At 70.0% G+C, this 12,918-nt stretch carries 14 protein-coding genes and 1 pseudogene; 9 read left to right on the top strand and 6 right to left on the bottom strand.

Features of this window, described 5'->3' with window-relative positions; genetic code table 11:
• Positions 1-60: 60 nt before the first annotated feature.
• Positions 61-483 (bottom strand): VOC family protein, encoded by a 423-nt coding sequence (locus AB0M29_RS44085; protein WP_365393245.1) that lies wholly within the window; start codon positions 481-483, stop codon positions 61-63.
• A 159-nt stretch (positions 484-642) separates the two neighbouring features.
• Between AB0M29_RS44085 and AB0M29_RS44080 the strand changes: the two genes are divergently transcribed.
• Positions 643-1,641 carry a WYL domain-containing protein gene (locus AB0M29_RS44080; RefSeq protein WP_365393242.1) on the top strand — a complete coding sequence of 333 codons (999 nt, stop codon included), beginning with the start codon at positions 643-645 and terminating at the stop codon, positions 1,639-1,641.
• Between the two features lie 343 nt (positions 1,642-1,984).
• On the opposite strand, the pseudogene AB0M29_RS44075 reads toward AB0M29_RS44080, so the two are convergent.
• From AB0M29_RS44075 to AB0M29_RS44055, 5 genes and pseudogenes are all read right to left on the bottom strand, one after another.
• A pseudogene (locus tag AB0M29_RS44075) lies at positions 1,985-2,109 on the bottom strand (SAM-dependent methyltransferase); the annotation flags it as partial.
• Positions 2,110-2,268: 159 nt separating this feature from the next.
• The gene (locus tag AB0M29_RS44070; protein WP_365393239.1) at positions 2,269-3,225 is read right to left on the bottom strand and encodes a PDR/VanB family oxidoreductase; all 957 of its coding nucleotides are present in this window, start codon (positions 3,223-3,225) and stop codon (positions 2,269-2,271) included.
• A gap of 16 nt (positions 3,226-3,241) precedes the next feature.
• A complete protein-coding gene (locus AB0M29_RS44065) occupies positions 3,242-4,027 on the bottom strand; it encodes an MOSC domain-containing protein (RefSeq protein ID WP_365393236.1) in 786 nt (261 codons plus the stop codon).
• Between the two features lie 10 nt (positions 4,028-4,037).
• Entirely contained in the window at positions 4,038-4,826 is a 789-nt protein-coding gene (locus AB0M29_RS44060; protein WP_365393233.1) for an MBL fold metallo-hydrolase, read from the bottom strand.
• A gap of 24 nt (positions 4,827-4,850) precedes the next feature.
• Positions 4,851-5,720 carry an NAD(P)H-binding protein gene (locus tag AB0M29_RS44055; RefSeq protein WP_365393230.1) on the bottom strand — a complete coding sequence of 290 codons (870 nt, stop codon included), beginning with the start codon at positions 5,718-5,720 and terminating at the stop codon, positions 4,851-4,853.
• A 77-nt stretch (positions 5,721-5,797) separates the two neighbouring features.
• Here AB0M29_RS44055 and AB0M29_RS44050 point away from each other — a divergent pair, with 77 nt between their 5' ends.
• From AB0M29_RS44050 to AB0M29_RS44015, 8 genes are all read left to right on the top strand, one after another.
• The gene (locus tag AB0M29_RS44050; RefSeq protein WP_365393227.1) at positions 5,798-6,244 is read left to right on the top strand and encodes an Rrf2 family transcriptional regulator; all 447 of its coding nucleotides are present in this window, start codon (positions 5,798-5,800) and stop codon (positions 6,242-6,244) included.
• Between the two features lie 121 nt (positions 6,245-6,365).
• Positions 6,366-7,289 carry a fumarylacetoacetate hydrolase family protein gene (locus AB0M29_RS44045; protein WP_365393224.1) on the top strand — a complete coding sequence of 308 codons (924 nt, stop codon included), beginning with the start codon at positions 6,366-6,368 and terminating at the stop codon, positions 7,287-7,289.
• Complete coding sequence (locus AB0M29_RS44040; protein ID WP_365393221.1) at positions 7,286-7,756, top strand: nuclear transport factor 2 family protein; 471 nt, start codon at positions 7,286-7,288, stop codon at positions 7,754-7,756. Before AB0M29_RS44045 ends, AB0M29_RS44040 begins: the two co-directional genes overlap by 4 nt.
• On the top strand, positions 7,753-8,709 hold the full coding sequence (locus AB0M29_RS44035; protein ID WP_365393218.1) for a VOC family protein: 957 nt from the start codon (positions 7,753-7,755) through the stop codon (positions 8,707-8,709). Before AB0M29_RS44040 ends, AB0M29_RS44035 begins: the two co-directional genes overlap by 4 nt.
• A gap of 5 nt (positions 8,710-8,714) precedes the next feature.
• Entirely contained in the window at positions 8,715-9,305 is a 591-nt protein-coding gene (locus AB0M29_RS44030) for a carboxymuconolactone decarboxylase family protein (RefSeq protein WP_365393215.1), read from the top strand.
• Positions 9,302-10,744, top strand: a complete 1,443-nt coding sequence (locus tag AB0M29_RS44025) for an amidase (RefSeq protein WP_365393212.1) — start codon at positions 9,302-9,304, stop codon at positions 10,742-10,744. The genes AB0M29_RS44030 and AB0M29_RS44025 overlap by 4 nt, the downstream gene beginning before the upstream one ends.
• Positions 10,745-11,429: 685 nt before the next feature.
• A complete protein-coding gene (locus tag AB0M29_RS44020; RefSeq protein WP_365393248.1) occupies positions 11,430-12,281 on the top strand; it encodes a DUF3626 domain-containing protein in 852 nt (283 codons plus the stop codon).
• Positions 12,282-12,639: 358 nt separating this feature from the next.
• Positions 12,640-12,864 (top strand): transposase family protein, encoded by a 225-nt coding sequence (locus tag AB0M29_RS44015; RefSeq protein ID WP_365393209.1) that lies wholly within the window; start codon positions 12,640-12,642, stop codon positions 12,862-12,864.
• Positions 12,865-12,918 lie beyond the last annotated feature (54 nt).

The raw sequence follows: 12,918 nt of genomic DNA, 5'->3' as shown, positions 1-12,918 counted from the left end.
GGCCGCCCGCGCGGCTGCGGCGGCCCGGACGGCGCAGGCATGTCAGGTCGGTCGGTTGGTTCAGCCGTTGTACGGAGCGGTGACGTCCAAGACCCAGGTGATGCCGAAGCGGTCGGTGAGCATGCCGTACAGCGGCGCCCACTGCGCAGGCTCCAGCGGACGCACGATGGTCGAGCCCTCGGCGAACTTGCCCCACAGGGCGCTGATCTCCTCGGCGTCGTCACCGCGTACGGAGACGAAGAACGGGCTCTCGCCCTGGTTCCAGGGCAGTTGCGACGGCACGTCGTAGGCCATGACGTGGAAGCCGTTGTCGCCGGCCACCTCGCCCCACATCACCCAGTCCGCCTCGCTCTCGTTCTGCTCGGCGCCCGCGTCCTTGTAGGTGACCGCGACAGTACGTCCGCCGAAGACGGACTGGTAGAAGTCCAGCGCCTCACGTGCGGTGCCCCGGAAGTTCAGGTGAGTGGTGGTCGTGACGGACATGACCTGCTCCTTGCTCGATGTGATGAATACACCGCCGACCGTCCCAGCTCCAGCGGCGGCTGCCGTGACCAGGAGCGATGCCTCCCGCAACGGCTCGTGTGCCACGATGGCAGAGGTAGAGGACAGGTTGTGTCCGGTACTCCAGGGAGTATGGGTGCCATGCACAAAACATCTGCCCGGCTGCTCGCGCTGCTCTCGCTACTTCAAACGCCCCGTGACTGGTCCGGCGATGATCTCGCCGAGCGGCTCGGCATCACGTCGCGCACGGTGCGGCGTGACATCGACCGCCTGCGCGAACTCGACTACCCAATCACGACCGTCAAGGGACCGGCCGGCGGTTACCGCCTGGAGGCCGGCACTCACCTGCCACCCATGCTGTTCGACGACGACCAGGCCGTCGCCCTGGCCGTCGCACTGCAGACCGCGGCCACCGGCACCACCGTCGCCGAAGACGCCACTCGCGCCCTGGCCACCCTCCACCAGGTCATGCCACCCCGCCTGTGCCACCGCATCGACCTGCTGCGCATCACCGCAGTCCCACCGCCCGCGGCCCGCGACACTCCTCGGGTCGACACCCAGGTCCTGGTCGACCTGAGCCGCGCCATCCACACCCGCGAGGAACTTCGCTTCGACTACGCCCGGGGTTCAAGCACCTCGGCCGACGACGTCCGCCGCGTAGAACCCCACCACCTGGTCACCTGGCGTCATCGCTGGTACCTCGTGGCCTGGGACCTCCACCGCGAGGACTGGCGTACCTTCCGCGTCGACCGCATCCGGCCCCGCACACCCACCGGCCCCCGCTTCACCCCTCGTGACCTCCCCGGCGGCACCGTCTCCACCTTCATCACCAGCCGATTCCGCGGCAACGACGGCACCACCACCGACTGGCCCTGCCAAGGCGAAGTCATCCTCCGCCTCCCGGCCGCCGATGTCGCACCCTTCGCCCAGGACGGAATCGTCGAGGAACTCGGCTCCCGTCACTGCCGGCTCATCCTCGGCTCCTGGTCATGGACCGGACTCGCCGCCGCCATCGGCCGCTTCGACACCAATATCGAAGTCATCGGCCCACCCCAACTGGCCACCGCCTTCGGGGACCTCGCCGCCCGCTACGCCCACGCCGCCCGCACCACAAGACCAGAGACCGGCCCGGCGCGGTGAGAACAGAACTCACCACGCCGCTCAAGCCCTCCGAACCTCCGGGGCCGACCCAACACTCAGTTACACGCGATCCGAGAGCAGGGAAGGGATTCGCATAAACGACCCCGCGCGAGCAAGATCAATCACGGGCCGCCGGACTCCCGCCGATCCCGGATTCGTTTGCAGAACCCGTTCTCTCTCAAAAGCGGGACGGACCCTCTTTTGAGACTTGCATTGTGCGAAAATCCGGGCCCATGACGGACCCTCAGCAGCCTGCCCCAACCGACCGGTCGGACGCGGACGACAGCACGACTGTCCGAAGTGTGACGCCGCCTTCCGCAGCTGCGGCAGGGCCTTGAGCTTGGTCCAACGCGTCGCGGGGCGGCAGGCCCCTTACCGTCTCGGTGAGTCGAGCATTGGGTTGCCGGCTGCCGGCCGAGCCGCGTAGACGCGGTCCCAGAAGGCGACCGCATCGGTGGTGCTCGTCAGGACTCCTTGTGTCGGTAGGCGCTCAGTCCTGCCAGGCGCACCACGACCTGACACGAAACCTTGCAGTAATGGCAAGAGGGAAAATGCTCGACCAGGCCCCGCACGTGACGCGCCGAGCCGTTCTCCGCCCGTGGGTTCATAGGTGCAGGGCACGAGACCTCAGCCCGGCGGGCCGACCACGAGCGACTCCGAGCGAGCGCGGGAGACACACGGCATGATGCTGTGGCTGCGCGTGCGCTCGTCCAGGACGTGGTCGCGGTGTTCCGGAGTGCCGTCGTGGAGCCGCAGCCTGCAGGTACCGCAGGTGCCGCTCTCGCAGGACGCGGCGACCTCGAGTCCTAGACCGCGCAGGGCGTCGAGGAGACTGCGGTTCGACGGGACCGTGACCTGCTGGCCCGTCGGTTGCCATGTCACGCGGAACGGAACGCCTGCCCCGGCCGTCGTGGAGACGCCGGTGAAGTCCTCGAAGTGGATGCGGCTGGGCCGCCAGTGCATGGTGAGTGCCCGGACGTCGTCCATGAGAGCCGTGCCGCCGCAGAAGTAGATCCGAGCATCGTCGTCGGGCTCGGCGAGCCACGGCCACAGATCGAGCCTGCCGCTTTCGTCGCTGGCGTGCAGGTGCAGGCCGGCGCCCGGATCGGCGCCGGGTGCGAACTCGTCGGCGAACGCGGCCTCGGCCAGGGTGCGCGTGAGATAGATCACGGTGACGCGTGGGTGTCCCGCTCGGCGCAGCGCGCGATACATCGCGCGGATCGGGGTGATGCCGATGCCGCCCGCGATGAGGACGTAGCGCTGCGCGGGCAGCAGTTCGAACGCGTTCGACGGCACCGCGACGTCGATCAGGTCGCCGGTCGCGGTGTCGTCGACGAGGCTCATCGAGCCACCGCGGCCCGTGGTCTCGCGGGAGACGGCGATGACGTAGCGGTCACGGTCGCCGGCGTCGCCGGCGAGTGAGTAGCTGCGCGTCGCCCCGCTGGGAGTGCGGACGTCGACGTGCGCACCGGGGGTGAAGGCGGGCAGGGCGTGACCGGCGGGATCGCGTAGGTCGAACCGGCAGATGTCCGGGGTGAGCATCCTCTTCCCTGCGATCCGCAGGGTGAGGTTCGGGATGGGCACGGGTCTCCTGTTCGAATCAGTCCGGGAGGTCGACATGGTCGCCGGGGCGGAGGGTGCCGCCGTGGACCACCTCGAGGTAGACGCCCATCTCGCTGTGGCCGTACTCGTGCTTCAACAGCTGTGGGATGAGGAGGTCGCGCCGGCCGGTGTGGGGGTCGACCTCCGTGGCTGCGCAACGGCGGGTGTTCAGCACTGCCCGCAGCGTCAGATCGCCAATGCGGACCTGCTTCCCCACGAGGTCGAGCTCGCAGAAGGGCGGGAGGCCGTCGACGTAGAGGTTGGCGCGGAACCGGCGCGGGTCGATCGCCATGCCGATCCGTTGCTCGAGGTCGCGCACCGAGGCCAAGTTGATCATCGAGATCGCGTTCATCATCGCGTCGGAGACGACCGAGACGTCGGTGAACCGACGCCCACCCCCGCGCGCCAGCACGGGCGCGTCGGCGGCGGCCCGGTCGAGGACCCTGGAGAAGAAGGAGCCCGCCCGCTCGGCGCCGTCGGCGGTGGTGAGGTCGGTGTCGAGCACGAGATGCCCGCGGACCCGGATCCGCAGGCGCCCGGTAGCGGGTTCCAGGTGGGTGTCAAGCCCGGCGAGGCGCTCGTCGCGAGCGAGGATGAAGAACTGGTCCTTGGGCAGGGCGCCGTCGTGGCCCGGTCGGTAGCGGCCCTCCGGCCGGGCGAGCGCGAGCACACGATCGTGCGGGAACCCGTGGCCAGGTTCGAGGTCGACCGAGTCGAGCGGCTGCCCGGTCAACCCCTTCACGGGGTAGACGTACAGCCGCACGACGGTGCCGGAGGCGGTCATGACGTCGCTGTCATCGGGCAGTCGCCTCGACCGGCACGCGGTCGCCGTCGCGGACCAGGAGCCCGGGGATGCCGCGCTCCGTGGCCGCACGCGCGAACCTGGCCTCGATGTCGGGCTGCTGGATGTAGAGCGGCGGATTGTGGAACTGTCCGTAGTGGACGGCGCAGACGGCCGCGGCCCCGAGCGCGGCGGCGGCCTCGACGCCCTGCTCGGGGGTCATGGTGACCGGCACGGTGGCCTCGTAGCCCTCGAACCGGGCGATCACGCCGTTGACCGGCACGAACGCGACATCGAACGGGCCGTGGTCGCGCGCGATCTGCCACCAGTTGCCGTGCCACATCGTGTCGCCGCAGTGGATGATGCGCCGGCCCGCGCCCTCGACGACCCACGCGACCTGCTTGGCATCGTCGCCGCGCCAGTCCAACGAGACGACCGGGGTGACGGTGAAGAGCCCGATGGTGCGCGGCTCGCCGAGCTGCTGCCCGACGGTCGCGGGCGTTAGCCCCGCCGCGTCGAGCTCGGCGAGGTGCGGGGCGTAGACGCCCACCGTCGAACTGGGGGACAGGCGTGAGAGCAGCTCGCGGTCGTAGTGGTCGGGGTGCATGTGGGTGAGCAGGACGTGCGTCCCGGGTGTCAGGTCCACGGGCAGGCCCGGCCACAGCGGCGCGCCGAGCACCGGCTCCAGCGGGATGAGGTTCTCGAGCGGATCGATCAGGATGCGGGTGTCGCCGAGCTGGATCTCGACGCCTGCCCAGGTCAGCTTACGCAGACTGAACGCCTCGGTGGTCGTGGTGGTCATGCTGGTCTCCTCGATGAGGTTTGGTCAGTGGGACGCGGTAGCGTGCGCGGCGCGTACGACGTCGGCCAGCGGCGTCGGTGGGGCACTGGTCAAGTCGGCGACCGCGGAGGACACCGTGGACAGGAACCCGCCGCGGGTGGCGGCGCCGAACGAGGTGATGAGCTGTGCCACCTCGGCGGGCAGGCCCGCCGCCGTCAGGCCCTGGACCGACGCGGCGTCGTCGACGTGCACGACCTCGACGTCACGGCCACCGATGCCGGCGGCGAGTGCCGCGAGGTGTTCGGCGGTGAGCGCCTCGGGGCCGGTGACGTCGTAGGCCACGTTCTCGTGTCCGTCCTGGACGAGCGCGGCGGCGGCCGTCGCCGCGCAGTCCTCGCGGGTGACGTAGGCGGTGGCGCCCGCGCCGGTGTTGGTGATGAGCAGGCCGGTCGCCGCGGCTTGGCTGAGCGCAGGTACCTGCATGTGCGCGTAGAGGTTGTTGCGCAGCGAGGTCCAGGCCATGCCGCTCTCGCGCAGCGCCTGCTCGGTTGCGGCGTGGTCGGCGACGACCAGCGCCGGGTTGGCGGGCACGGGCTCGGGCACGGAGGTGTAGACGACCCGGGCGACACCCGCGTCGGACGCCGCGGCGATGGCCGCACGGTGCCCGTCGAGCCGGGCGCCGATCGCGTCGGTGGACACGATGAGCAGGCGCTCGACGCCCGTGAACGCGGTGGCGAGGCTGCCGGGATCGGCGAAGTCCGCCTTGCGCACTGCGACGCCGCGGTCGGCGAGGTCGGACAGCGCAGCGGGGTTACGGCTGGTGAGCACGACCTCGCGCGGATCGGCGGTCCGCAGCACCAGCTCGGCGGTACGGCGCCCCAATCCACCGGAGGCTCCGGTGATCGCGATCGTCACGGCAGGTCCAATCCGTAGTCGATGTGATTACGAAAAAACCGTAGCTGCCGCAGATGCGATATGGCAACATTGGGCGTATGGCCAGGTCGACCAACACGCAGTTCGCCGTCGCCGTGCACGTGCTGACCTACCTCGCGGGCGACGTGGACGCTCCCGTGAGCTCCGAGGAGCTGTCGGGCAGCACCAACACCAACCCGGTGTACATCCGGCGCGCGCTCGGCCCGTTGCGTGAGGCCGGGCTGGTGCGGTCCCGGCCCGGCGTCCATGGCGGTTGGGAGCTCGCGGCCGACCCTCGGCAGATCTCGCTGGCCCAGGTGTGGGAGACCTTGCAGGGCTCGGAGCCGGTGCTCGGGCTGCACGGCCCCGCGCCGGACTGCGTCGTCGGTCGTGGAGTGCGGGACTCGCTCGTCGCTCTCGACCGGGCGGTCGCCGCGGCGGTGGGCACCGAGTTGGCGCACTACACGGTTCATGACGTCCTGAGCGGCCGGCTGCGCCTGGCTGAAGGCTTCCGTCAGGACTCCTGACGCCGGCATCGGCCGGTCGAGGCCCAAACGGCTGTTAATTTGCAACTATGGCGACTACAATATAGCGAAGTCGCTTCAGTTGCGATTGTTGTGGAGTGCCCAAGGGTGAAGGGAGGCCTCCGTGCGACTCGCTACGATCGATCACGGCGGCAGACCCACGCTGGTGGTGGCGACCTCGGATGACGAGGTCGCGGTCCTGCCCGAGCGGTTTGCCGACGTCGGGAGCATCAGCAGGGTGTCGGCGGAAGTCGGCGTGGCCGCAGCGAACGAGGCGTTGGCTGCAGGCGAGCGCCTCCCGACGGCCGATCTGACGTGGCTGCCGCCTGTCCTGCGGCCCGGCAAGATCGTGTGCGTCGCCCTGAACAACAGCGCGAACCCGCGACGCATTATCTCCGGACCGGCGACGCCCGCCATGTTCATCAAGCCGTCGTCGGCGCTCGTGGGGCATGGCAGGCCGGTGCGTCTGCGCCGCAGCGACGGGCGGGTGCACCCGGAGCCGGAGCTTGCCGTCGTCATCGGCGCAGGTGGCGGCGACATCGCCGAGAGCGACGCGCTGTCGCATGTCTTCGGCTACACGATCCTCAACGACATCACCGCACCCGACCTGCGCGCGGAGGACACGTTCCACTACCAAGCTGTCCATCCGTCGCCGGGCGGCGACGAGGTGCGCTACGTCGAGAGCTGGGTGAGCTATCCGGCCCGCTACAAGGGATCCGACACGTTCGGACCGCTCGGTCCGTGGGTCGTGACCACCGACGAGATCGCCGATCCGCACGCCCTTCGGATCACGTGCACCCATGACGGCAGGCTCGTCACCGACGACACCACCGCGAACCTCCGGTTCAGCGTCAGTGAGGTGATCGCCTTCGCCTCCCGGTACATGACGCTGGAGGCGGGCGACGTCATCGGCATGGGCACTGCCCTGCGCAGGTCGCCGCAGGGCGGGGCGGCTGTGCAGAACCTCGACCTCAACCGGCTCGGCGGCGAGGTGGCGGTCCAGATCGACGGGATCGGCACACTGGCGAACCCGGTGCAGTGGCGATGACGACGGATCTCGCAAGGGTGACGACGGTGGACCTCGCGACCCGTGCTGCGCTGGTGGACCTCAACGCCCGGTTCGCCTGGGCACTCGATCTGCACGACTGGGACGCGCTGCCCGACATCCTCGCCCCCGACTTGTACTACCTCAGCGGCGAGCGCGAGTTCCACGGCGCTGACGCCCTGATCGAGTCGTTCCGGGCCCGCGACGAGGCCAGGACGACCCGCCACGGTCTTGGCAACCTCCTGCTGACCGCCAGCGGCGACGGTGTGGTGACCGGCCGCGGAAGCTGGCACACCTTCGCCCGCAACGGAGCTGGGGCGGAGGGGGTGCCGCTGTACATGGTCGCCGACTTCCACGACACCTACGTCCATCACGACCCCGGCGCCTGGCGGATCGCGCGCCGAGTGATCGTCCCGGTGTTCCGGGACCGGACCCGAGCACCCGCAACGAAGGAGGACCAGGACCGATGAGCGATCGACCGGCACACGAGCTGGCACACCTGGGCGTGCACGGACTACACACCCCCGATCCGGCGCGCACCGTCGCCTACTTCGTCGACCTGCTGGGCATGGACGTGGTCGCGGTCGACGGGACGGCGACGTACCTGCGGGCGTTCGGCGACTACGAGGAATGGTCGCTGAAGGTGATCGGGTCCGACCGGGCCGGGCCGGAGTGGGTGTCCTGGCGGACCACCAGCGCGGAGGCGCTCGAGCGGCGAGTCTGCGGTCTCGAGCTGGCCGGGCATCCCGGCCGCTGGGTCCCCGCGGATCGTGGGATCGGCCCGTTCTACGAGTTCCACGACCCGGACGGGCACGTCTTCCGGCTCTACTACGACACGCGGCGCTATGTGGCGCCGCCGGACAAGCGGCCCGCCGTGCCGACGGGGTTCCAGGCCTACCCCGGGCGCGGGGCAGCCGTGCGGCGGCTCGACCACGTCAACCTGCTCGCGCGTGACGTTCGCGCCTGCCGGGAGTTCTGGGAGACCGGCTTCGGGCTGCGCACCTGGGAGATCGTGCGTCTGGCCGACGGGGTCGGTGAGTCGGCGGCGTGGATGAGCAGCAGCATCCAGGGGCACGAGCTGATCTACACCCAGGAGCGCACGAGCGCGAACGGCCGCCTGCACCACTTCGCTTATCTCGTCGACAGCCGTGAAGAGGTGCTGCGCGACGCCGACGTCCTCGCCGACGCCGGGATCCGCGTCGAGGCGGGGCCCTCCCGGCACACCGCGGTGCAGGGCTTCTACCTCTACACCCGCGAACCTGGAGGCAACCGCATCGAGATCGCCAACGGCGGCTACCTCATGTTCGCGCCCGACGCAGAGCCCTATGTCTGGAGCTACGAGGAGTACCGAGCCAAGCCCGGGTGGGGAGCTGCGCTGCCATCCGACTTCCACATCTACGGCACCCCAGACGTCGAAGGATAGGCAACGTGGACAACCAGGTCCGGCACCGCCTCACGACGCGGCCGCCCCAGTTCCTCGACGCCGCGCGACGCGCGTTCCACCGCAGGCTCACGACCGGCCCGCGTGCTGCTGCCGGTGACGTGCCGATGGTCGCCGGGGACGGTTCTCTGCTCGGACCGTTCGCGGTGATGGCAGTTGCGCCCGGGGTCGGCGACGCCGTGCAGGAGCTGGGCGCGACCATCCGCTATGCGACCAGGATGGAGCCCGCCACCCGCGAGGCGGCGATCCTGCTTGTGGCGGCCCACCACGGCAGCGCCTTCGAGTGGTCGGCCCACGAGCCGCCGGCCCGCAGGCTCGGATTCGACGACGGCGTGCTCGACGCCCTGCGCGTCGGTGGTGTGCCGGACGGCCTTCCCGAGCAGGCCAGGCAGGCTGTGCCCGCGGTGACCGCGATGCTGCGCTCGGGCAGGGTTGACGACGCGGAGTACGAGCGCGTCGCGGACGGCCTGGGTGAGGAGGTGCTGGCGGAGCTGGTCTGGCTGACCGGCTACTACTCGATGCTGGCGCTTGCGCTCGCGGTCTTCGCGCCGCCTGTCGGCAAGGGAACCGAGGGATGACCGACCTGTTCTATCTCAGCGCCGCGGAGGCGTTGCGGCTGTTTCGTGCGCGCGAGCTCTCGCCGCTGGAGCTGATGCGGGCTGTGGTCGAACGAGCGGAACGGACCGAGCCCGCCGTCAACGCGTTCGTCGAGACCATGACCGAGCACGCCCTGCGCGCGGCTGCTGCGGCCGAGCGCCGGTACCGGCCGGGTGGCGATCCCCGTCCGCTCGAAGGACTGCCTGTGGCCGCGAAGGAGAATCTCCCCATAGCCGGGCGGCCGCTCACCGACGGCACGCTGCTCGCCCCATCCCGGCGAGCAGGGGAGACAGCGATCGTGCTGACGCGCATCGAGGCTGCAGGTGGCATCCTGCACGCCCGGACCACCACCTCCGAGTTCTGCTGCATGCCGATGTCGCACACCCGCCGATGGGGCGTGACGCGCAACCCGTGGAATTTCTCCGCCGCTGTGGGCGGATCCTCCGGCGGATCGGCAGCCAGCCTCGCCGCAGGCACGAGCATGCTCGCCACCGGCACCGACATCGGAGGCTCCCTCCGCGCACCAGCCTCGTTCGCGGGCGTCGTCGCATTCAAACCGCCGCACGGCCGCAACCCGATCCTGCCCCCGGAAGGGCTCGACCCCTACCAGCACCACGGGCCCATGGCCCGGACGGTCGGCGACTGCATGCTCCTGCAGAGCGTGATGGCGGGGGAGGACCCGCGCGACCCGGCCTCGGGGCTGCCCGTCGCGGATCTCCGGGCTCGTGGGGGAGTACACGGGCTGCGCGTGGCATTCTGCGCGACCCCTGGTGACTTCCCCGTCGACTCGGAGGTCCGCGACGCCACCCGGGCCGCCGCGGAGTCGCTGCGCGCGGCCGGGGCCGTCATTGAGGAGATCGACATCCCGTGGCGGCTCGACGAGGTCAACCGGGCCCTGTGGGCGCACTTCGGCAACGAGCTGGCCACGCGCGTGCTCGAGCTCGACCGGCGGCAGCCCGGAGTGGTCTCGCCGTACACGCTCGCCTTCGCGCGTAAAGGCGTCGATGCGGCGCACCGTGTGGACAGCGCCACCGGTCAGGTGCTCGCCGCGTCGATCGGAGCCCGCCTCGACGCGATCTTCGGCCGGTTCGACGCGCTCGTCCTGCCCACGGTCGGGGCGACCGCTTTCGCTGCAGGTGAGGACTACACCGACACCCGGTTGACGGTCAACGGCATGGAACTCGACCACTTCGCCGACGCGTCGCTGACACCCGTATTCAACATCCACAGCACGCACCCGGTGGTCGCCGTCCCGTCCGGCTGGGCGTCGAACGGGGTACCGACCGGTGTCCAGGTCGCGGCGGCCCCGTACGACGACGGCACGGCCTTCCGGGTCGCTCTGGCGATCGAGGCGGCATTGGGAACCGGCTTCACCGGTGACCGCCGACCGGCACCGGCACCGGGTAGCTCTCCGGCGTAATCGGCCGCCGGTCGGAGCGATGGCAGCGTGCGTCTGTGGCCGGAACGCGGCCGCGACGGCCGCTCATGTATCCGCGTGTACGCCACACCACGCGGGCCGGCGATGCGGTTGTCAGCTGTGGCCGAGCCGTCGACCAGACCATCCGGTCAGCTCGTTCGCCGCGCTTGCCGACACGCCTGGGCCGTCCTGTCCTGATCAACTCCGAGTCGGCCCAGCAGCGGAGAGGACCTGCGGCTCAGTGGTGCCGACGGTCCGACTCGGGCGGCCCGAGGAGCGCAGGTCCACCGTGACGCGGCCGGGATCGTGGCCGGTGCCGCGTGGGCACAGTCTGCGCAGGGCGTTGGTGAAAGCGCCAGCCAGACCGGTGGCGTCGGCGAGATCAGCGAGCAGGCGGGATCCGGCGCGGCCGGCCACCCCGCGGCCGCCGGTCGTGACGGCAAGCCGGGGAGGTGACGGGTTAGTGCGCGCGAAGGGCGTTGTCAACTTTGACGGAGCGTCAGATAATCGCTAACGGCATGGTGCACGACAGGTGCGCCGACGGATGTTGCTGGCCGGCCGCCAACAGCACGTCGTAGCGATCGCTTCCCGCACGACGGTGGATCGTTACCCGCCGCCGCTCCCGGTGGGGGCGATGGCCGGGGCAATGCATGTGCACGTGTTGCCCGTGCTCGGGCAGACTGCGCGGATGAACGTTGCATCAGCCCGGCTGCCGCAGGAGCGGGCCCTCCGGCACGTCGCCTCCAGGGCGTCAGGGGATCCAGTCGACCCGGTGCTGCGTGTGACGCTGAACTTTCACCCGGATCGAATGGTGCTCGGCTGGCCGATCCTGCTCGCGATGGCTGCCGACGGCGTCTACCACTCGCAGTTCGTGACCGGGACAAGCAACGGTGGCCTGACGGCCCACCCCGGTGGTGACCGCTGGCGCTGGGAAAGCCGAATCTTTGACGGCGCGTATGACGATGCGGCCGCGCATGAGCGGCCTGTCTACGGGGCCCTGAACTTCCGGCGCAAGGCACTCGGCGGGGCGCCGCGGTTCGGGTCGGCGTACTTCCGGCTCACCGCTGACACGCTCTCCCGCACCACGTTCTGCTACCCGGACAGCTTCTTTGAACCGACGGCCTTCGGCGTCGCCGCGGGCATGTCTCTGGTGGAGTTGGCCCAGGCCGACAGCCAGGACGCGCTCGATGACTACATCGAGGCGCAGGTCCACGGGCCGCTTGTACTGGATCGCCACGTAGAGGCGTTGGTCTTGGACCCCAGCTATCGGGGCACGGAAGTGGAGGTGGCAGCCCGGCATCTGCCGTGCCCGCTCGAATGGCATCCGGGAGTGCGGATCAGCGTCGAAGAGCTTCTGGGCCACCCGGACTACCGCGGGCAGGAGTACGTCGACCTCGGCTGCGAGATGGCATCGGCCGGGTATCTAGATCCCTGGAACCTCGGGATCGCCGCACGCACCGGACGCTATGACCAGCAGGCGCTGAAGAAGGTGTGGCACTGTCTGGCCCGCTTCGGGACGCCCCCGCCGCAGCGCCCCTGAACAGCAGAGCGACCCGCGCTTCTACAAAATGCGCCCCCGCTCGGCGACTTTCCATCCCTGTGAGAGAGATCTTTCGAAGGTGCTTCCGGCAGGGGTTTTGGCTGGTGGGGAACGTGTGAAGAGCCGTACGGGTTGGGATGGTTGTGAAGCGATCCTTGGCCCGTATGGCTCTCTCGCATCGTATCTGCACGGGTATCTCGCGGGGTCGACTCGGTGCGCTCATCGCCGAGTTGGCGCCCGGGTGGACGGCGCAGCAGGACTGCCGGCTGCGGGAGCGCCGGGGTCATGACGGCTGCGCGCAGAAGGCGGCGGACCGGGCCATCAACTGGTCTTCACCGACCGGGTTATCGCGACCCTGGTGATCCTGCGGTTCCAGCTCCCGCACGCCGCCCTCGCCGTCTTCTACGGCGTCGACCGCTCCACCGTCACCCGGGCCGTCCACGAGATCCGCCCACTGCTCGCTGCCCGTGGCTTCGCGGTCCCCGGCGAGGCCGGGGTACGCCTGCATACCCTGGCCGACGTGTTCGCCTACGCCACCGCTAAGCCTCGATCCACCGACGTGGTGTGGGGAGGGATCTTGTGACCGGTTTCGAGTCGGTTTCAGGTCGGCGGTTGGGCGTGGGCAGGTTGTAGCCGC

The organism is Streptomyces sp. NPDC051976, assembly GCF_040680795.1.
Taxonomy (GTDB): domain Bacteria; phylum Actinomycetota; class Actinomycetes; order Streptomycetales; family Streptomycetaceae; genus Actinacidiphila.
The sequence above is the reverse complement of the archived record's forward strand: the minus strand, read 5'-3'. Positions and strand labels throughout refer to the sequence as shown.

Coding starts and splice junctions, on each gene's coding strand:
- AB0M29_RS44025 (WP_365393212.1), top strand. CDS start 9,302: ATGACCGACCTGTTCTATCTCAGCGCCGCGGAGGCGTTGCGGCTGTTT.
- AB0M29_RS44050 (WP_365393227.1), top strand. CDS start 5,798: ATGGCCAGGTCGACCAACACGCAGTTCGCCGTCGCCGTGCACGTGCTG.
- AB0M29_RS44040 (WP_365393221.1), top strand. CDS start 7,286: ATGACGACGGATCTCGCAAGGGTGACGACGGTGGACCTCGCGACCCGT.
- AB0M29_RS44020 (WP_365393248.1), top strand. CDS start 11,430: ATGAACGTTGCATCAGCCCGGCTGCCGCAGGAGCGGGCCCTCCGGCAC.
- AB0M29_RS44085 (WP_365393245.1), bottom strand. CDS start 483: ATGTCCGTCACGACCACCACTCACCTGAACTTCCGGGGCACCGCACGT.
- AB0M29_RS44080 (WP_365393242.1), top strand. CDS start 643: ATGCACAAAACATCTGCCCGGCTGCTCGCGCTGCTCTCGCTACTTCAA.
- AB0M29_RS44065 (WP_365393236.1), bottom strand. CDS start 4,027: ATGACCGCCTCCGGCACCGTCGTGCGGCTGTACGTCTACCCCGTGAAG.
- AB0M29_RS44035 (WP_365393218.1), top strand. CDS start 7,753: ATGAGCGATCGACCGGCACACGAGCTGGCACACCTGGGCGTGCACGGA.
- AB0M29_RS44060 (WP_365393233.1), bottom strand. CDS start 4,826: ATGACCACCACGACCACCGAGGCGTTCAGTCTGCGTAAGCTGACCTGG.